The 19,489-nt window shown below is 71.0% G+C and carries 11 protein-coding genes; 9 read left to right on the top strand and 2 right to left on the bottom strand.

Annotation, left to right across the window (positions count from 1 at the left end; translation table 11 throughout):
- Window positions 1-35: 35 nt before the first annotated feature.
- Window positions 36-4,259, bottom strand: a complete 4,224-nt coding sequence (locus tag F4560_RS08930; RefSeq protein WP_184918514.1) for a S8 family serine peptidase — start codon at window positions 4,257-4,259, stop codon at window positions 36-38.
- A 262-nt stretch (window positions 4,260-4,521) separates the two neighbouring features.
- Between F4560_RS08930 and F4560_RS43465 the strand changes: the two genes are divergently transcribed.
- The gene (locus F4560_RS43465; RefSeq protein WP_221483416.1) at window positions 4,522-4,965 is read left to right on the top strand and encodes a hypothetical protein; all 444 of its coding nucleotides are present in this window, start codon (window positions 4,522-4,524) and stop codon (window positions 4,963-4,965) included.
- Between the two features lie 83 nt (window positions 4,966-5,048).
- Here the strand turns inward: F4560_RS43465 and F4560_RS08920 are convergent, their stop codons facing one another.
- Window positions 5,049-5,444 carry a hypothetical protein gene (locus F4560_RS08920; RefSeq protein ID WP_184918512.1) on the bottom strand — a complete coding sequence of 132 codons (396 nt, stop codon included), beginning with the start codon at window positions 5,442-5,444 and terminating at the stop codon, window positions 5,049-5,051.
- A gap of 118 nt (window positions 5,445-5,562) precedes the next feature.
- On the opposite strand from F4560_RS08920, the gene F4560_RS08915 reads away from it, so the two are divergent.
- From F4560_RS08915 to F4560_RS08880, 8 genes are all read left to right on the top strand, one after another.
- Window positions 5,563-9,672, top strand: coding sequence for an nSTAND1 domain-containing NTPase (locus F4560_RS08915; protein WP_184918510.1), 4,110 nt, complete (start codon window positions 5,563-5,565; stop codon window positions 9,670-9,672).
- Between the two features lie 3 nt (window positions 9,673-9,675).
- Window positions 9,676-10,461, top strand: a complete 786-nt coding sequence (locus F4560_RS08910; protein ID WP_221483415.1) for a hypothetical protein — start codon at window positions 9,676-9,678, stop codon at window positions 10,459-10,461.
- Window positions 10,462-10,878: 417 nt separating this feature from the next.
- Window positions 10,879-12,444, top strand: a complete 1,566-nt coding sequence (locus tag F4560_RS08905) for an ABC transporter substrate-binding protein (RefSeq protein WP_184918508.1) — start codon at window positions 10,879-10,881, stop codon at window positions 12,442-12,444.
- Window positions 12,445-12,457: 13 nt separating this feature from the next.
- A complete protein-coding gene (locus F4560_RS08900) occupies window positions 12,458-13,414 on the top strand; it encodes an ABC transporter permease (protein ID WP_246477763.1) in 957 nt (318 codons plus the stop codon).
- The gene (locus F4560_RS08895; protein ID WP_184928999.1) at window positions 13,414-15,411 is read left to right on the top strand and encodes a dipeptide/oligopeptide/nickel ABC transporter permease/ATP-binding protein; all 1,998 of its coding nucleotides are present in this window, start codon (window positions 13,414-13,416) and stop codon (window positions 15,409-15,411) included. Before F4560_RS08900 ends, F4560_RS08895 begins: the two co-directional genes overlap by 1 nt.
- Window positions 15,408-16,373 (top strand): oligopeptide/dipeptide ABC transporter ATP-binding protein, encoded by a 966-nt coding sequence (locus tag F4560_RS08890; protein ID WP_184918506.1) that lies wholly within the window; start codon window positions 15,408-15,410, stop codon window positions 16,371-16,373. The genes F4560_RS08895 and F4560_RS08890 overlap by 4 nt, the downstream gene beginning before the upstream one ends.
- A gap of 19 nt (window positions 16,374-16,392) precedes the next feature.
- On the top strand, window positions 16,393-18,297 hold the full coding sequence (locus F4560_RS08885) for a sialidase family protein (protein WP_184918504.1): 1,905 nt from the start codon (window positions 16,393-16,395) through the stop codon (window positions 18,295-18,297).
- Window positions 18,294-19,472, top strand: a complete 1,179-nt coding sequence (locus F4560_RS08880; RefSeq protein WP_184918502.1) for a sialidase family protein — start codon at window positions 18,294-18,296, stop codon at window positions 19,470-19,472. The genes F4560_RS08885 and F4560_RS08880 overlap by 4 nt, the downstream gene beginning before the upstream one ends.
- Window positions 19,473-19,489: the final 17 nt, after the last annotated feature.

The following is a 19,489-nucleotide window of genomic DNA, read 5'->3' as shown; positions in this document are numbered from 1 at the left end:
CGTGTTGCCTTGCCTGTCGGACGACTACCGGACGACTACCGGACGCCCACCGGTGCGGCCACGACCAGTTCGTCGGCGTTGGTGACGGAGATGCCGCCGCCCGCGAACGTGTCAGTGACCGTGTAGGTGCCGGCTGTGCGCAGCAGCAACGACATCCGCCACGTGTGTTCGGCCCCGGCGGCCACCGCCGCGTCGGCCACGACAGTGCCGACCAGCGCACCGCCGTCGTGGGTGAGCGCCACGCGTTGCCACTTGTCGCCCACCTTCAGCCGCAGGACCACGTCCTTCGGCGCCAGTGCGTGGCCGGTCGCGATCCGCACGGTCCAGGCCATGGGCCCGGAGTCGGCGGTGCCGCTGTTGACCGCACGCACGTCGTACTGCGTGTGCGTTTCCGGTGCGAACGTGCCCCGCGTGTCCGTCACGGACACGTTGGCCACCGGTTCCGGCCCGACCCTGAGCTTGGCTTCACCGGTGAGGTCACCGGAGTAGCCGCCGGTATTCACGTCCAGCGCCAACCGGTACGCCCCGTTCGGCGTCCCCGGCGCGACCGTGAACGTGTACGGCCGCGCGTTCCAGTTGATCGAACCGGCCCGCACCGGGCTGCCGTCCGGCGCGAACAGCCGCAGGACCGGCTTCAGCTCGTTCGGCGCCGCGGCCCGGACCAGGCCCTCGACGTCCTCCAGCGCCACCCGCTCGGGGAGGCTCAGGAACGGCCGCACGGCGGAGGCCATCACCGTCGCGAACGGCACGCCGTGCGCGTCGGTCACCGACCAGTCCACCGCGGCCTGACCGTCCGCGCCGACCACGACGTCGCCGACCGAGACCTTCGCGGGACCGCCGAAGGTGAACGGGACGTCGTACGGGGTGGTCCAGTCGAGTCCGCCGACCTTCGTGCTCGGCAGGAACCAGTCCTGTTCGAGGTGCTTCACCGAGTGCACGGTGACCGCTTCGTACTTGTCCAGGGTCGCCACCAGCTTGCCCGGTTCGAAGCGGTACCCGTGTGGCGCGGTGCCCGACGGCCGCAGGAACACCGAGCCGGTGTGCCGCTGGTCGGCGGCGTCCAGCGCGATGTTCGCCCGGACGGCGAAGTTCTCGCCGATGGACGCGGCCTGCGCGCCCGCCAACACCCTGGGCGTGAACGAGATCGCGTCGTCGTCGATCACGGTGATGACCCGGTGCAGCAGGTAGGCGTCGCCGCCACCTTCGGGCGTCGGCTTGCGCACCACGAGGGTGTACCTGCCGACCGTGTCCGGGATCTCGAACGACAGCTTGCCCGCGCCGTCGGTCTTCCCGAGCCCGCGGAGCTGACCACCGCTGATCAGCTCGACGGTCGCCCCGGCGAGCGGACCGACCGCGGCGGCGCCCGGTGCCTCCACCGTGGACACCGCGAGGTCGACGCGTGGCGCCCGCACCCGGAACGAGCCGGTCAGGTGCCCGACTTCGACCGCGAACGTGCCCAGCTTGTCGGGGTCGACCGTCCACGTGACGGTCTTCGACTGGCCGGCCGTCAACTGCACCGGCGTGGTCGTGTGGACCGCGCCGCCGACCTTGAGCACCGCGTTGTAGGTGCCCGCCGACGAACCGACGTTCTTGACCTGGACGGTCACCGTGACGTTCTCGCTGGCCTTCACCAGACCCGGCGACACCTTCAGGTCGTGCACGGCGTAGTACGGCTGCTTCGGGTCCGGAGCAGGCGACGCCCAATCGATCGCGTTGAGGAACAGGTCGGTCGACTGCGTCGTCCAGTCGCCAGGGCCCCTGGTCGCCGACACACCGTGCAGCGACAGCAGCACGTGCCGGTTCTTGGCCCGCTGGTCGACGCCGATGCCGCCGCCCATCACGCCGTCGACCGTCCGGCCGAGGCCGGCGATGGTCTGCCTGCCCTCACCGGAGTAGCCGTCGAACCACGCCACCCACTTCGCCCGCGTGCTGTCGTCGAGCGGGATGCGGTCGCCCACCGCGTACCCGTCGAAGATCGGGTGCGCCGAGGTCACCTCGTAGTACGACACGGCCGACGTGCTGCCGCCCGAGTTGTACCCGGTCGACGCCGGCTGCCCGGTGTGCTTGGACAGCTGCCGGATGCCGTTGCCGGTCGAGTTGGCGTGGTCGGTGAAGATCACGCCGGTGCCGTTGGCGTCCGTCGCGTCGAGGAACGCCTGGAACCGGGCCTGGTCGTAGTTCGACGTCAGGCCGTAGCCGAGCACGACGGTCGCGTGCTGCGCCGCCTTGTCCAGCTCGGTCCAGTTGTAGTAGGCCGTCGCGATACCGCGTGGCGCGAACACGACGTCGCGGTACTGGTTGGCCCGCGACTCGGAGCTGTCCACGATCGCCACCGTGCGCGGCGGCGCGCCGAAGGCGAAGTCGGCCGTGGCCGCCTCACCCGCGACGACGGTCACCTCGACCTCGCCGGGCGACCGGAACGCCGGGTACGACGCGCTGATCCGGTAGGTGCCCGCGGGCACGTTGTTGATCGTGTACTTGCCGTCGGCGCCGGTCACCGCGGAGAGGTCCGTCGGCACGCCGAGCACCTTGACCGCGACACCGGGGATGCCGGCGCCGGACACGTCGAGGCTCGCGGCGCCCGTGACGCGGCCGAAGGGCGCCGGTGTGAGCACGACGTCGACCGTGGCGAAGGAATCGGGCGCGACCGTGACGTTCGCCGTGGCCTTCTCGAACCCGAACGCCTCGACGGCGACGGTGTAGTCACCCGGTTCGAGCCTGCTGGTGAACGTGCCGTCCGCGCCGGTGGTGACGGTGCGGCCACCAGGCTCGATCCGGACGGTGCTGCCGGAGACCGGCGAGCCGGACGCGGCGTTGGTGACCTTGCCCTGCACGCCCGAGTTCAGCGCGACGAACCGCGTCGCCTCGTAGGCGTTGATCCGGCCCTTGCCGAACCGGGTGTCCGGCGGTGCGCCGGCGTAGCGGTCGTCCCAGAAGGCCGTGTCCGCCAGCACGTTCAGCACGTCGGACACGGGCATGTCGCCGGCGGCCGACAGCATCAGCGCGACGGCGCCCGCGGTGTGCGGGGTGGCCATCGAGGTGCCGGACAGGGTCCGGTAACCGCCGCCCGGCGACGCCGAGTGCACGTCGACACCGGGTGCGGAGATGTCCGGCTTCACCCAGGTGGCGGGCCAGTCGGCGGGCGGGCTGGTCCACTGGTCCTTGCGCACGACGGCGCCGCAGGAGAACGACGCGACGCTGTCGGAGCTGTCGGTGGCGCCGACGGCGACCGCTTCGTACACGTTGCCGGGGCTCGCCGTGCCGAACGTGCCGCAGTTGTTGCCGATGGCGAAGGCGGGGAACGAGCCGAGTGCGCGGATCGCGCGCGTCGGCTGGATCATCACGGCGTGGAAACCGTTGCCGCCCAACGACATGCTGACCACGTCGGCCTGCCGTCCGGCGGGGTTGCCCGCCGCGTCGACCGGCGCGACGGCCCACTGCATGCCCGCGGCGACCTGTGCGAACGAGCCGCTACCGCCGGGGATCACCAGGCCGTGCATCATCTCGGCGCCGGGTGCGACACCGATCGCGGTGCCGGAGGTCGCGCCGCCGTGGATGGTGCCCGCCACGTGGGTGCCGTGGTAGGCGGAGTCGCGCGGCGCGGAGGCGACGCGGTTGCCCGTCGTGTCGAACTCCATCCAGCCACCGGGGTACTTGGGGTCGCCGGCGTTGTCGGTCACCATCTTGCCGACGAGGTCGGGGTGGCTGACGTCGACGCCGGTGTCCAGCGTGGCGATGCGGACGCCGCTGCCGTTGACACCGAGTTCGTCCCAGACCCGGCCCGCGCCGATCTTCTGGAGACCCCAGGTGAGTTCGGCGGCCGGGGTGACGGCTGCGGTGCTCGTGACGGGATCGGGCGCGGTCATCGTGAAGTTCGGGATCACCTGCTCCACGCCTGGCACGGCGGCGAGCGAGTTGAGCGTGTCGGTGTCCGCGGGGAACTCGACCAGCAGCATGTTGGTGAGCCAGAAGCGGTTCACCACGGTCGCGGTCTCACCGATGGCCTCGGCGACCTCGGCCTGAGTACCGGCCGCGTGGTCGTGCAGGGTGGCGAGGACCTCGTCGCGGTCGCCGGACAGTTCGGCGTTCGGGAGCATCAGCAGCGCCTGCACCGGCTCGCCCGCGGAGGTCGCCTGGACCTGTGCGACGAGTTCGGGCGCGATGGACGCGGGGGTGGCGTCCAGCGGTTGCTGGGTGGTGGGAGACAGTGCGGCGAACAGCCCGATGGCGGTGGCGATGGCGAGTGAAGGTCTCGCCATGCCTCTCAGGCGGTGACGGTGCGTCAGCAGGGGTAGCCGTGGCATCCAACGTCTCCTAGGTCCGATGTTTTCGTACCTATGAGAATGGTTGAAATTAACTTTCGGTCAATGCGTCGCATGGGCCTACGCCCAGCACCGAATGCCGCATCCGACCAGTCCTCTTGGTGCACCAGTGGTGCAACTGGACTAGTCAGAGGGACGCCGCGGTAGCGAATCGACAGCCGGGCACGATCAGCGTGCTGTGAGACGAACGATCATCCTGGTGACCGCCCTGACAGCCCTGAGCGCCTGCGGGAACACCCCCGTCGACACCGCCGCCCCGCAGTCGCCGACCAGTCAGCCGATCTCCGCCACCCGACCGGCGACGACCGCCGGCCAAGCGTCGACCACCACCGCGCAGCCGGACACCTCCGACCTCGAAGCTCAGGTCCGGGCCTACTCGGCGGCATTCTTGGGTGGACGCGGCGGCGAGGCCTACGACCTGCTGTCGCAGCGTTGCCGGGAGCGGCACACACGCGTGGACTTCGTGCAGATGGTGGAACTGGCGGGCAGGCGTTACGGGCCGCTGGACGTCCGGACGTTGACCGTGGATCAAGCCGCCGGGGACATGGCCCGCGTCACGTACACCTTCGCCAAGCCCGAGTTGGACCAGCGGGGCGAGCCGTGGGTACGCGAGTCCGGCACGTGGCGGGTGGACGACTGCTGATCGACACGAAGTCACCGCCGCTTTGGACCCCGGCCCTTGACCGGCCGGGCCCGGCGCACGACCTCGGTTTCCGGCCTGGCCAGTCAGAGCGACGCCGCGCTGTCGCGCCAGGCCTTGCCGCACACCGAGACCAGGAGGCCTCCCAGCGCGATGGACAGGAGGTTCTGGAGGCTGAACGCCTCCGGCGTGGTCACGAGCAGGATGAACAGCGCGAGCACCTGGATCGCCAGGTACGTCTGCGCGCCCCAGAGGCGCTTGAACCACGCCGCGAGCAGCGCGCCGACCGCGGCGGCCTGTAAGACGGTGGCGAAGACGATGTAGTTCAGTTCCTTGTCGCCCCAGTCCCCACCGTGGTCGACGTCGTCCACCCACGCGAAGATGAGGGCCACGAAGACGAACCCGTTCGCCAACGTCAGCAACGTCAGCAAGGTGATGGTCTGCCAGTTGTGCCGAGGTCCCGCCTGCTTCGTATCGATCATGTCAGCGACCGTATCCACCGTCGTGCTGAAGGTGAACCGGAAACTTCCGCCTTGTCCGACGAACCGCCAGTGCGGCAAACCCGCGCACGGTTGACTGGCTCTGACACGGAGGAGGGGCATGGCAGAGCAGTTCGGCCCGTACCGGGTGGGCACCTTGCTCGGCCGGGGCGGCATGGGGGTGGTGCACCGCGCGCACGACACCGCCAACAACCGGACGGTCGCGCTGAAACGGCTGTTGACCGCCGACGCGGAGTTCGAGGCGCGGTTCCGTCGGGAGTCCCGGCTCGCCGCCGCGCTCACCCACCCCCACGTGGTCCCCGTGCACGCCTACGGCGAGATCGACGGCACGCTCTACCTGGACATGATGCTCGTCGACGGCGTCGACCTGCACCGCCTGCTGGCCGACGGCCTGACCCCGGACGACCTGCTCGCCCTGCTGGGCCAGGTCGCCGAGGCGCTCGACGCCGCGCACGCGGCCGGGCTCGTGCACCGGGACGTCAAGCCCTCCAACGTCTTGGTCGACCGGGCGGGCCACGCCTACCTGGCCGACTTCGGCATCGCGCGCCCGGTGTCGGCGAAGGCCACCGCGATCACCCGGACGGGCCACTTCATCGGCTCGCTGGACTACATCGCCCCCGAACGGCTCGGTGGCGAAACCGACGGCCGCGCCGACGTGTACTCGTTGGCCTGCGTGCTGTACGAGGGTCTGACCGGCCGACTGCCGTTCGGCGGCGCCGAACCCGCCGCGAAGCTGGCCGCGCACCTGCTGGAACCGCCGCCCGCCCCGTCACGGCTCGACCCGCGGATCGGACCCGCCCTGGACGCCGTGCTGGCCCGCGGTCTGGCCAAGGACCCGGGCCACCGCTACCCCACCGCGACCGCGCTGATCTCCGCAGCCTCCGACGCCATGCCGGCCAACGGCACCCCGACGATCGCCGCGGGCACCGCCGACCAGGAGTGGTTCGTCGAGGCGATCATCCGATCGGCCACCGGCACGACCGCGGTCGCGTCCGGGGAGGGCTGCCCGTATCCGGGGTTACGCGGCTTCACCACGGAAGAAGCGGGCTGGTTCCACGGCCGCGCGCACGTGGTCACCGATCTGCTGGTGCGCCTGGCCGACCAACTCGTCCGCCCCGAGCCGACCGTCCTGATGGGGGCGTCGGGCTCGGGCAAGTCGTCGCTCCTGCGCGCGGGGCTGCTGCCGGCTGCCGCCGACTGGCCGTGGGTGATCGTCACCCCCGGCGCGGACCCCATCGGCACGCTGGCCGCCGCCGTCGCCGAGCGAACCGGGGACGACCCGGCCGTGCTCGCCCGTCGGATCCGCGCGGGCAGGCTCGACGTGACCAAGCGCTTGTTGATCGTGGTCGACCAGTTCGAGGAGCTGTTCACGCACGGCGCCGACGAGTCCGACCGTGCCGCGTACGCCGCGGCTCTGGCCGACGCGGGTCTGGGCCTGGTGGTGCTGGCCGTGCGCGCGGATTTCGTGGAGCACTGCATCGGCCTGCCCCCGCTGCGCCGCACGCTCACCCGTTCGGTGATCCTGGGACCGCTCAGCGTCGACGAGCTCAGCCAGGCGATCACCGCCCCCGCCGCCGCGGTGGGCGCGGCTGTCGAACCGGGGCTGCCCGCCCGCCTGATCGCCGACCTGGGCGGACCGGACTACGACCCCGGCGCGCTGCCCCGTCTGGCGCACGCGCTGCGCGAGACCTGGCACCAACGCCAGAGCGACACGCTCACCCTCGCCGCATACCTCGCCACGGGCGGGATCGACGGCGCGGTCGCGCGCACCGCGGAGCAGGTTCACGCCAACCTCTCCCCCGCCGACCAGGCGGTTCTGCGCACGACCGTGCTGAGCATGGTGGCCGTGCAGGACAGCGGCACGGTCACCCGCCGCCGCGCGGTGGTGCCGCCGGGTCCGGTGCTCGACGAACTGGTCTCCGCCCGGCTCGTCACCGTCGACCACGACGGCGCTCAACTCAGCCACGAGGCGCTGCTGTCGGCTTGGCCCCGGTTGCGGGCCTGGGTGGACGAGGACCGCGACGTCCTGCTGGCCCGACGCCGCCTCGCCGACGCCGCCCAACGGTGGGCCGAGGCGGGCCGCGACCCCGGCGACCTGCCGCGCGGACCGCGCCTGGCCGCGACCCTGAGCTTGGCCGACGGACGCACCGACCTGCCCCCGGTGGAACGGGAGTACGTCGACGCCGGCCGACGGGCGCGCAGGCGTTCCCGCGCCGGCCGGGCAGCGGCCGCGTTCGGTGCCGCGACGGTGGTGGTGGTCGTCGCCATCGCCGCGACCGTGGCGGTGCTGGCCCGCGGCGAGTCGGCCCAGCGGCTGTCCCGGCAGCTCGCCACCGAGTCGCTGACCACGGACGACCCGGTCCAGTCGGTGCGCGACGCGTTGCGCGCCTGGAACGCGGACACGACCCCGGAGGCGCGCTCGGCGCTGCTGTCGGCGGTGGCCCGCGTGCCCCCGGTGCTCTTCACCGAACAGGACCACCCCGCGTTCACCACCGCGCTCACGATCGACGTCGACCCCGAAGGCCGCCGCGTCGCTGTGAGCGGGTTCGGCGGCGAACTGCTGGTCTGGGACGTCGCCGAACGCCGTGCCGTGCTCGCGGCCGAACGCCGGTCGGGCAAGCACATCGACACGGTCCGGTTCTCCGCCGACGGCACCCGGCTCGCGGTGTCCGGTGTGGGCACTGGCACCACCGTCTGGAACGTCGGGTCGGCGTCGGTCGAGCACATCATCGACGGTGGCAACACGGCGGCGTGGAGTCCTGACGGGACGCTCGCGGTCGCCGTGTCGGGCCGGGTCGAGCTCTGGCGCGGCGGCAGCCGGGTACGGACGTTCGGGTCCGGTGGGTGGATCACCGACCTGCGGTTCCGCCCCGACGGGCTGCGGCTGGCCGTCGGACGCCAGGACGGCGCCGTCGAACTGTGGGATCCGGCGGGCGAGCGCGTAGCCCTGCGCACAGAGCACGGCGACGCGCTGCCCGACTCGCGCAACGTCGTCCACGTCGCGTTCGCCGCGTCCTACCTGGTGACTTCACGAGTGGACGACGCGGTCCGGCTCTGGCACCCGGACACCGCCGAACCGCTGGGCGAACTCGCGCCCGCCCGCGGCCGGCTGGCGCTGCTCGGTGCGGGCGACCGCGTGCTGACCAGCGACCTGGCCGAACTGTCGGCCTTGTCGCCGGCCACCGGCGAGGTCATGGTCGAGTACGAAGGCAATCCGGATCCCGTGATCGGCCTGGCCTCGGCGGGCGGCACCGTCGCGGCCACGACGGGCGACGCCGTGGTCGTGTGGCGGCCGAACCCGCACCGCTTCGACGGGCCGCACAGCTCCACAACGGGCACGGGCGCCGATACCGCCGACGACACGGTCTGGATCACGGCCGACCGCGGCAAGGTGGAGGTCCTGAACGGCGAACCCGTCACCGGCGTCGACGTGCGGACCGGACCGCGCGGACACCGCGCCGTGGTCCGCAGGCCGACCGGCGGCGAGGAGGTCACCGTGACCGCTCCCGACGGCACGCGACGGCCGGTCCCGCTGCCGACCGGCAGCGCCGTGATCGCCTTCGCCGTGTCGGCGGACCTGATCGCCGTCTCCCTGCGTCCCATGGGGAAGACCACTGGCAACGAGGTGCGCGTGTGGGAACTGGACACCCTCGCCGAACGCGGGCACTTCGAGATCCCGTACGCGGCGCGCGGCCTCCTGTTCTCACCTGACGGCGCGTGGCTGGCCGGGGAGATCGTCGGCGATGTGAGCGTGTGGTCGCGGGTCTGGGACACCGGGTCGTTCACCCAGCAGGAAGGCCGGGTCGAAGACAAGCTCGACGTCGCCATCGGCTTCCACGGCGGCTCGCTGGTCGTCGCGGCGGGCGGGACCGCGCGGTTCACCGATCCCGCGACCGGGCACGTCAAGCGGGAGATCACGGTCGGCCCGGTGACCGCGCTGGCGTTCGCCCCCGACGGCGGCACGCTGGCCACGATCTCCGACGACCGGACCGACGTGCGCCTGTGGGACGTCGAGAGCGGGGAGCCGCTGGCCACCGTCCAGGGCCACCGCTCTCCGCCGACCCGGCTGGCGTTCACCTCCGCCGAGGTCGCCAGTGCCGGTGACGAGGTGCTGCGGATCCCGACGGACCCGGCCGCGGTCGTGGCCAGGCTGTGCGTGATCATGGCCGAGCACCCCGATATCGAGACCACCGACACCGGATGCGAGTGAACCATGCTCCACGTCGTCGTGCGCGGCCCGGACATCCCCACCACCGTGCTGTACCCGGGCGGGCGGCTGGCTTTCGGCCGCGCCCCGCACCAGGTCGGCGGCGCGGGTGACCTCGCGCTGGCGCTGCCCGGCTGCGCCCCGCACGTGTCCCGCCTCGTCGGCACGCTCACGGTGACCGGCGAGACGGCGACGCTGCACTGGTCGGGCGCGAGCGAGGCCCAGCTCTCGAGCCTGTTCGACGCCCCGGGCGGCGCGCGGCGGGTGGTCGTGTCGAAGGGCGCGACCGTCACCCTCGACGCCGGGGAGAACCAGCTGCTTCTGCTGCGCGGCAAGCAGAGCGGGGCCGATCTCCGGATCGACGTGGACGTCGTGGTCGCGGTCGAGCCACGCGAGCCCGCTATCCACGGAGGGCAGGCAGGCGACCCGACGGCGGCGAGCCCCATGCTGCCCCGGCACTCCCGCGAGTGGTACGTGGCGCTGGCCCTGTGCGAGCCCTGGCTGACGGGGGCCGACGACTACCCCCGCCCGCCGTCGAACCGCGAGATCCACGACCGGGTGCTCGCCTGGCACGGCTACGCCTGGAACCTCATCCGCCCCCAGCGGGTGGACGACGCGCTGCGCGTCATCGCCGCCGTCGCCTTCGGTCCGGACGCCAACCCCTTCACCACCGAGGACGCCGCCCGCAAGCAGAACACCCGCTTCGCCATCGCCCGCCGTGCCGCCGAGGTCCGCCTGGTCACCCCGGCCGACCTGGCCGAGGTCGAACGCGCCCGCCGCTCACCGCGCTGACCCACCGACCCACCCGGGAATCCGCCAGTCGTCACCGCGCACACCCGACTGGCTCCAGGCAACGGACTGCACGTCCTGCCACCGCACCACTACTCCCAGTCACGTCGAGAAGGTCTGATCCCACGGGACATCGACGGCTGTGGCACCCTCTGGGCAGGTCACCGGTGCGGCCCCAGCACCTGCGCGCCGCGCGCGAATTGACACCCGACGACACCGTGTCCGGTGCGTGACCAGCACGTTTCGTCCGTGCGTCCAAGGTCTTGACCTCCTCGCGATCTCACCCTATGGTTTTGCAGGTCATAGGACGTCCCATGTCCTACGGGGTAGTCGAATCGTCCTGCGGTGAAGCACACACAGTCAGGAGGCCCGGTGTCCAAGACTCGACCCGGATCCGGTCAGTCATTCAGTCGGCGGGACATGTTGCGCTTCACCGGCCTCGCCGGCGTCGCCACCGCGTTCTCGTCCACGCTCGCCGCGTGCGGCGGGCCCGCCTCGACCAATTCCACCGGCAACTCCGCCGAGGAGATCACCGCGGTGGTCGGCTACGGCAACAACCAGACGTGGGACCCGTTGCAGACGGCGTCGGCGTTCTCGATGGCCGCCATCCTGCACTGCTACGAGTCCCTTGTGGAAGGTGACCAGGTCAGCCGCGAGCCGTACGCGGGTCTGGCCAAGGAGTTGCCCGCCGACGTCGACGGCACCAGCTTCAAGTTCGAGTTGCGCGACGGCGCCAAGTGGCACGACGGGCAGCCGGTCACCGCGGACGACGTGGTGTTCACCTACGCCAGGGCCTTGGACCCGACGGAGAACGTCCTGGTCCGCACGTTCCTCGCGAGCTGGCTGAAGGAAGTCAGGAAGGTCGACGACAGGACCGTCGAGTTCGTCCTGATCAAACCCTTCCCCTACGTGCTGCAACGCCTCCAGACCGTCAAGATCGTGCCCAAGCACGTCTTCGAGGGCAAGTGGCAGGACGCGGTGTCCGGCAAGGTGGTCGGCTCCGGCCCGTACAAGGTGGTCGAGCAGGCGCCGCTGTCGCACACCCGGTTCGAGCGGTTCGACGACTACAACGGCCCGCGACCGGCCGTGTACAAGAAGATGCTGTGGAACTCGATCGTGGAGGCTTCGCCGCGGGTCGCGAAGATCTCCGGCGCGAAGCCCGCCGCGCAGATCGTGGAGAACATCCCCGCGGCCAACGCCGAGCAGTTGGAGAAGGACGGCCGGACGGTCGAGTTCACCGACGGCGGCAACAACCTGTGGCTGATGTTCAACACCGCGCACGCGCCGTACGACAACAAACTGGTGCGCCAGGCGCTGCACTACGCGATCGACAGCGAGAAGATGATCGAGGTCGGGCTGAAGGGCAAGGGCACGGCCGGAAGCTCGTTCATCAACCCGAAGACTGCGGCGTCACAGCCCGCCGTCAACGACTTCGTCTACGACCCGGACAAGGCGCGTGACCTGTTGCGCCAAGCCGGTGTGACCAGCCTGGCGGTCACCTTGTCCACGACGAACACCACACTGGTCGCCGACTGCGTGAACGTGATCAAGGAGGGTTGGGACGCCATCGGTGTCACGACCACACTGGACACGCAGGACACCAAGGCGTTGTTCTCCAAGCTCGACGGCGGGTTCGACTTCCAGGTCGTCGCGACGACGCAGAACGCCGAGCAGTTCGGCAACGACCCCGACCTGCTCATCCGCTACTACTACGCGGGCTCGGGCGTCGCGCCCAGGTACGCCAAGTGGACGGGCCCCGACGCGCAGGCGCTGCTCGGCCTGTTGGACCAGGCCGCATCGGTGACCGACGAGGCCGAGCGCAAGGCGCTCACCAAGCAGGCGCTGGACGTGCTCTCCGAGCAGGCGGTCGTGTACCCCGTCGTCTTCACCCAGAACGGCACCGCGTGGGATTCGAAGGCGCTGACGGGCGTACGGGCCCAGGGCTACCCCGGGATCAACCTCAACCAGGCCAAGCCGGTCGTCTGACGGGAGGAGTCGCTTGATCGTCCTGCGGATGCTCCTCGGGCGCGTCCTCTCCCTGGTGCCACTGCTCCTCGGCGTCACCCTGTTCGTCTTCGTCGTGATGCGGTTCTCACCGACCGACCCGGCGCTGGCGGCGTTCGACGGCGCCAACGCCACCGACGAGCAGCTGGACCGGTTCCGGCGGGAGAACGGTCTGCTCGACCCGTTGCCCGTGCAGTACGTGAGGTTCGTCTGGCAGCTGATGCAGGGCGACTTCGGCACGAGTGTGATCACCAAGCAGCCGGTGGCGGACATCATCACCACCGCGCTGCCGCTCACCGTCCAGCTGACCCTGATGGGGCTCGTGATCGGCATCGTCGTCTCGGTGCCGCTCGGGGTGATCTCGGCGATCTTCCGGGACCGCTGGCCCGACCAGGTCATCCGGATCGTGTCGCTCGCCGGTGTGGCGGCGCCCGCGTTCTGGATCGCCCTGCTGCTCGTGCAGTGGCTCGCCGTCGGCGAGGGGCTGTTCCCCACCAGCGGCTACGTCAGCATCAACGACTCGTTCACCGGCTGGCTGAACTCGATGACGCTGCCCGCGGTGTCACTGGCGCTGCCGGTGGCCGCCCAACTGACCCGCATCATCCGCACGTCCATGGTCGAGGAACTGGACAAGGACTACGTGCGCACGGCGCGTGGTGGCGGGCTTCCGCCGGTGGTCGTGGTGGGGCGCAACGTGCTGCGCAACGCACTGGTCACCCCGCTCACCGTGCTCGGTCTGCGGCTCGGCTACCTGCTCGGCGGCGCGGTGGTCATCGAGACGATGTTCGCGCTGCCGGGCATGGGGCAGAACATGATCCAGGCTGTCAACGACGGCGACAGCTCGAAGGTGCAGGGCTTCGTGATCACGATCGCGGTCGGCTTCGTGCTGGTCAACCTGATCGTCGACATCCTCTACCTGATCGCGAACCCGCGCCTGCGGAGCCACTCGTGATGCGCCGCGGCCTGGCCGACCGGCTGAGCCGGCCGGGCATCCGGTTCAGCCGGCTCAACGTCCCGTCGTGGCTCGCGCTCGCGGTGCTGGTGCTGCTCGCGCTGCTGGCCGCCCTGGCTCCGCTCGTCACGCAGCACGACCCGTACCTGACCAGCGCGGCCGTCGAAGGTCCGAGCGGCGCGCACTGGTCCGGCACCGACTCGTCGGGCCGGGACATCTTCTCCCGCCTGATCTACGGCACCCGGTGGTCGCTCGCGATCGGGCTGGGGGCCACCGCGCTCGCACTGGTGGCCGGTGCGCTGATCGGCGCGCTCGCGGCGACCTCGCGCCGGAGGCTGGACGAGACGACCATGCGGGTCCTCGACGTCATCATGGCGTTCCCCGGTATCGCGCTCGCCGCGGTGCTGGTGGCCGTGTTCGGGCGAGGTATCGGGGTGTTGATCGTCGCGATCGGCTTCCTCTACATGCCCTCGGTCGCACGTGTGGTGCGGGCGAACGTGATGGCGCAGTACAGCGAGGACTACGTCGCCGCCGAGCGGATCATCGGCGCGCGACGGACGTACATCCTGGCCAAGCACGTCGCGGTCAACTGCGCGGCGCCGGTGCTGGTGTTCTGCACGGTGATGGTGGCCGACGCGATCGTGTTCGAGGCGTCGCTGTCGTTCATCGGCGCGGGCATCCAGCAGCCGGACCCGTCGTGGGGTTCGGTGCTGGCCAACGGCAAGGAGCTGGTGCTGACCGGCGGCTGGTGGGCGACGCTGTTCCCCGGCCTGCTGATCCTGGTCACGGTGCTCTCGCTGAACGTGCTGTCCGAGGGCATCTCCGACGCGTGGGCGACGCCGTCCGCGCGCCGTGCCAAGGCCGGTCAGGCAGCCAAGGCGGTCGCCCTGACGGAGGGCGCCGTCGTGGAGACCGACGAGAGCGTCGAGCCCGTGCTGCCGATCGCGGGGCTGAGGGAGGCGGGTGAACGGCTCGGTCGGCAGGCCCGCGACCTGAGCGACCGGGAGTCCGTGTTGGACGTCGAGCACCTGGTGATCTCGTTCAAGGACCGGCACAACGGCGTGAACGTGGTGGATGACGTGTCGTTCTCCGTGCGGTCGGGCGAGGTGCTCGGTCTGATCGGCGAGTCCGGCTGCGGCAAGTCGCTCACCTCGCTGTCGATCATGGGGCTGCTGCCGGACACGGCACGGGTGTCGGGCCGCATCCGGTTCGACGGCCGTGACCTGCTCAGCCTGAAACCCCGACAGGTCCGCCGCTACCTCGGCCACGACCTCGCGATGATCTACCAGGACGCGTTGAGCTCGCTCAACCCGGCGATGACGATCCGCGCCCAGCTCAAGCAGTTCGTCCGCCGGGGCGGCACCCGTTCGCCGGAGGAGCTGCTGAAGCTGGTGAACCTCGATCCGCAGCGAACCCTGCGCGCCTACCCGCACGAGTTGTCCGGCGGACAGCGCCAGCGGGTGCTGATCGCGATGGCGCTGTCCCGCAGCCCGAAGCTGATCGTCGCCGACGAGCCGACCACCGCGCTCGACGTCACCGTGCAGGCGCAGATCGTGAAGCTGCTGCTGCGGTTGCAGGAGGAGTTGGGCTTCGCGCTCATCCTCGTCTCGCACGACCTCGCCCTGGTGTCCGAGGTGGCCGACCGCGTGGTGGTGATGTACGGCGGGCAGGTCGCCGAGATGGGCACGATCGCGCAGATCGTCGGCTCGCCGCGGCACCACTACACCCGCGGCCTGCTGTCCGCGGTGCTCTCGCTGGAGGAGAACAGGGAGACGTTGACCCAGATCAGGGGTGTCGTGCCCTCCCCCGCCGATTTCTCGCCGGGGTGCCGTTTCTCGAACAGGTGCCCGGCGGCCCGCGCGGTCTGCCACCGCGAGGCGCCGGCCCGGGTGGGCGACAACCTCAACCACCTCATCGCCTGCCACTTCCCAGCCGGGGAGACCACCGCGGCGGACCAGACGTCGAAGGCCGACCCGGAGAAGGTAGAGGCGGGATGAACCTGCTCGAACTCGACGGTGTGCACGTCGTGCACCGGATCCGGTCGGCACGCCTGTTCGGCCACGACAACGTCTACGCGCTGACCGACGCCAACCTCGTGCTGAACGCGGGCGAGACGGTCGGTGTGGTCGGCGAGTCCGGTTGCGGGAAGTCGACGCTGGCCAAGGTCGTCGTCGGGCTGCAACAGCCCACCGAGGGTTCGGTGCGCTACCAGGGCGACTCGTTGTGGGACATGACGTCGGCCGAACGCGCGGCGGGGTTCGGCCGCAACGTCGGCATGATCTTCCAGGACCCCGCTACCGCGCTGAACCGGCGGCTGGCCGTCGCCAAGATCATCCGTGATCCCTTGGACGTGCACCGCGAGGGCACGCCGGCGCAGCGCGCGGACCGGGTCCGAGAGCTGATGTCGTTGGTCGGCCTGCCGGAGAGCGTCGCGGACGCGGTGCCGGGCCAGCTGTCCGGCGGGCAGCGCCAACGGGTCGCGATCGCCCGTGCGCTGGCGTTGCGGCCCGCGCTGCTGGTGGCCGACGAGCCGACCTCGGCGCTGGACGTGTCGGTGCGGGCCCAGATCCTCAACCTGCTCGTGGACCTGCGTGACCGACTCGGCCTGGCGATGGTCTTCATCTCGCACGACATCCAGACCGTCAAGAAGATGAGCGACCGGATCGTCACCATGTACCTGGGCCGCATCGTGGAGGAGGCCCCGGCGGCGGCCGTCCCCGAGGCCGCGCACCACCCGTACATGCGGGCGCTGTTCTCGGCCACGCCGAGCCTGCTGCACGCCGTGGAGCCGATCGTGCTCACCGGCCCTGTCCCGTCCGCTACCGCGCCGCCCAGTGGCTGCAACTTCCGCACCCGCTGTTGGAAGGCGACCGACGAGTGCGCGGCCGAGCTGCCCGCGCTCGTCGACGCCGGCGGCTCCGCTCGGCACACCTACCGCTGTATCCACCCGGAGTTGTAGACCTCCCGGAAAGGGTCAGATGAGAGCAACAGCGCTGTTGTCCGTGGTGTTGTCCGGGGTGTTGGCGATCAGCCTCACCCAAGCTTCCGCCGCCGAACCCGCCCAATCGGGTTCCGCCGCGCCCTATTTGCAGGAACAGGTCCTGTTCAAGGCTTCCGAGGAACAGGGTTACCGGTGCTTCCGCATTCCCGCGGTGGTGCGCAGCGCCGATGGCACGCTGCTGGCGTTCGCCGAGGGCCGCGTCGACAACTGCGGCGACACCGGCGATATCGACGTGGTGCTCAAGCGCTCCACGGACGGCGGCCTGACGTGGTCGCCGGTGCAACTGGTGAACGAGGGCAAGGGCGACACGCACGGCAACCCCGTGCCGATCGTCGACCGCACCACCGGCCGGATCTTCCTGTTCACCACCTACAACGCGGGCCGTGCCGACGACGGGCCGTGCGGCGTGCCGTGCAGCCGCACACCGCACGTGCAGCACAGCGACGACGACGGCCTGACGTGGTCGGACCCGGTCGACATCAGCTCGCAGGTCAAGTTGCCCGAGTGGGACTTCTGGTACGCCACCGGCCCGGTTCACGGCATCCAGCTCACCCGCGGTGCGCACGCCGGCAGGCTCGTGTTCGGCGTGTCCGGCGAGACCAGCGACGGCGGCGCCACCAAGTCGGTCGCCAACGCCGCCGCACTCGTCTACAGCGACGACCACGGCGCGACGTGGCAGGTCGGCGCGGTCGACACCATCGAGTTCCCGGCCGGTGGGACGTTCGGCCAGAAGCCGCAGGAGATCACGGTCACCGAACTCGTCGACGGCTCGGTCTACGCCGGCGCGCGGGATCAGGGCGGCACGGACATCGGCAACCGCGGCTTCGCGATCAGCAAGGACGGCGGCGAGTCGTTCAGCACCCCGTTCCAGGCGATCCCGGACCTGGTGACGCCGGTGGTGCAGGGCGCGGTGCTGCGGCTGGACCGGATCGGCCACCCCGAGCGGATCCTGTTCTCCGCGCCGTCCGACACCGACCGCCGCCGTTGGATGATGATCCGCTCCTCTTACGACAACGGCCGCACGTGGGACTCCGCCGAGCAGGGCGCCCGCATCACCTCCGACTGGTCCGGCTACTCGGACATGGTGCAGATCAGCGAGCCGACAGCGCGTTCCACGGAGATCGGGCTGATGTACGAGGGCGGCGCGGTCGACGCCCGCGACGAGATCCGGTTCGCCCGGTTCAACGAGGAGTACCTGGGGTGGCGCGACCCAGTCGGCCCGACCACGCCCGATGTGTCGACGACGAACAAGGACGCCTACGTCCTCGGCGGGCCGGCGTTGACCGAGGGGCGGTTCGACCGCGGTCTCGCCCTGGACGGCGTGGACGACTACCTGCGCGTTCCCTACGACCCGGCCCATCTGCCCGGTGACGGCGACCTGACGTACACCGCGTGGATCCGCTACGGCGCGTCGAAGAGCGACCAGTCGCTGCTGTGGCTGGGCGGGATGGGCACTACCGCGCCGCAACTGTGGTTGCGGGCGGAACCCCGCAACCAACGGCTGGTCGCTCGCATGACCACGGCGGACGGCAGCGCCGGCGTTGTCTCCACGCAAGCGTACGACGACCAGCAGTGGCACCACGTGGTGTTGCAGCGGTCGGCCGGTCAGCTGCTGCTGTGGGTCGACGGCGAGCGGGTCGCGTCCGGTCCCGACGTCGCGGGCTCGGTCAGCCGGCGGGTGCCGTTCCAGCTCCAGATCGGTCAACGGCAGGACAACAGCCAGCGCTGGCAGGGCGCGCTGGACGAAGTCCGCCTCTACACACGGGCGCTGTCCCCTGCAGAACTGGACCGGGTGCGCCTGACCAACGCCGACGTGCCGGAGGGCCAGGTGCTGCGCCTGCCGCTCGACCGGATGCACACCACTCAGGGAGGCCGACCGTGAGACTGCGTCGTATCGGAACATCGCTGCTGGCGATCGTCCTGTTGAGCACGGCCCCGGCGCCGTTCGCCGCCGCCGCGCAGGAGTGCACCTCCGTGCCGTACACCTCCGGCACGGAGGGTTACCACACGTTCCGCATCCCGGCGGTGGTGCGTGCCGCCTCGGGTGAGGTGCTGGCGTTCGCCGAAGGCCGCGTCGAGTCCGCGGGCGACTCCGGCGCGATCCACGTCGTGCTGCGCCGTTCCGCCGATGGTGGCTGCACGTGGGGGCCGATGTCGGTGGTGTCGGACAACGGCGACGCCACCGCGGGCAACCCGGCTCCGGTCGTGCTGCCCGGCGGCGACATCGTGCTGCTGACCACGCGCAACGGGCGGGTCAGCGAGCGGGAGATCATGACCGGCGCGGTGTCACCGGAGGACTCACGGCGCGTGTTCGTCCAGCGCAGCGTGGACGACGGTCGCACCTGGACACCCGAGCGGGAGATCACCCAGGTCGCGAAGCGGGCGGACTGGCGCTGGTACGCCACCGCTCCGGGCCACGCGATCGTGCTGCGGCACGGACCGGGGCCGCACGCCGGGCGCATCGTCGTGCCGGCCAACCACTCCAGCGCGCCGCCCGCCGGTTCGACCGACCTCGGCACCGAGGCGAAGTACTACGGCGGGCACTCGCTGATCAGCGACGACGGCGGGAACACCTGGCGGATCGGCTTCTCCGAGGACCGGACCGACCCCGGCATCGCGTCGAACGAGACGACGGTGGCGCAGCTACCGGACGGCCGGCTGTACTTCAACAGCCGCAACCAGGGCACGCAGGCGACCCGGGTCGACGCGACGAGCAGCGACGGCGGCTCGACGCTGGACGCCCCGTACCGCCCGCAAGCGGGCCTCACCGGGCCGAAGGTGCAGGGCAGCGTCCTCCAGACCGTGCGCCCCGACCTGCTGCTGTTCTCCGGGCCGTCCAACCCCACCGCACGCCGCTCGATGGCCGTGCGGGCCAGTTCCGACCAGGGCCGGACCTGGCGGCAGGCGCACGTGGTCTCCGACAACCCGGCCGCCTACTCCGACCTCGTGCAGCTCGGCGGGGCGACGGTGGGTCTGCTCTACGAGACCGGGGTGAAGGGGTCGTACGAGACGATCACGTTCACCCGGATCCCGATGGGCAAGCTTGCGAAGCAGTGACGACCGCGGGGTGGCCG

This window comes from Saccharothrix ecbatanensis, from assembly GCF_014205015.1.
Taxonomy (GTDB): Bacteria; Actinomycetota; Actinomycetes; order Mycobacteriales; family Pseudonocardiaceae; genus Actinosynnema; species Actinosynnema ecbatanense.
Note: the sequence above shows the minus strand (reverse complement) of the source record. Positions and strands in the feature narration are given on the sequence as shown.

Excerpts from the sequence above, each read along its gene's own strand:
- F4560_RS08930 (WP_184918514.1), bottom strand. The coding sequence starts at position 4,259 with ATGGCGAGACCTTCACTCGCCATCGCCACCGCCATCGGGCTGTTCGCC.
- F4560_RS08915 (WP_184918510.1), top strand. The coding sequence starts at position 5,563 with ATGGCAGAGCAGTTCGGCCCGTACCGGGTGGGCACCTTGCTCGGCCGG.
- F4560_RS08885 (WP_184918504.1), top strand. The coding sequence starts at position 16,393 with ATGAGAGCAACAGCGCTGTTGTCCGTGGTGTTGTCCGGGGTGTTGGCG.
- F4560_RS08910 (WP_221483415.1), top strand. The coding sequence starts at position 9,676 with ATGCTCCACGTCGTCGTGCGCGGCCCGGACATCCCCACCACCGTGCTG.
- F4560_RS08890 (WP_184918506.1), top strand. The coding sequence starts at position 15,408 with ATGAACCTGCTCGAACTCGACGGTGTGCACGTCGTGCACCGGATCCGG.
- F4560_RS08895 (WP_184928999.1), top strand. The coding sequence starts at position 13,414 with ATGCGCCGCGGCCTGGCCGACCGGCTGAGCCGGCCGGGCATCCGGTTC.
- F4560_RS08905 (WP_184918508.1), top strand. The coding sequence starts at position 10,879 with ATGTTGCGCTTCACCGGCCTCGCCGGCGTCGCCACCGCGTTCTCGTCC.
- F4560_RS08920 (WP_184918512.1), bottom strand. The coding sequence starts at position 5,444 with ATGATCGATACGAAGCAGGCGGGACCTCGGCACAACTGGCAGACCATC.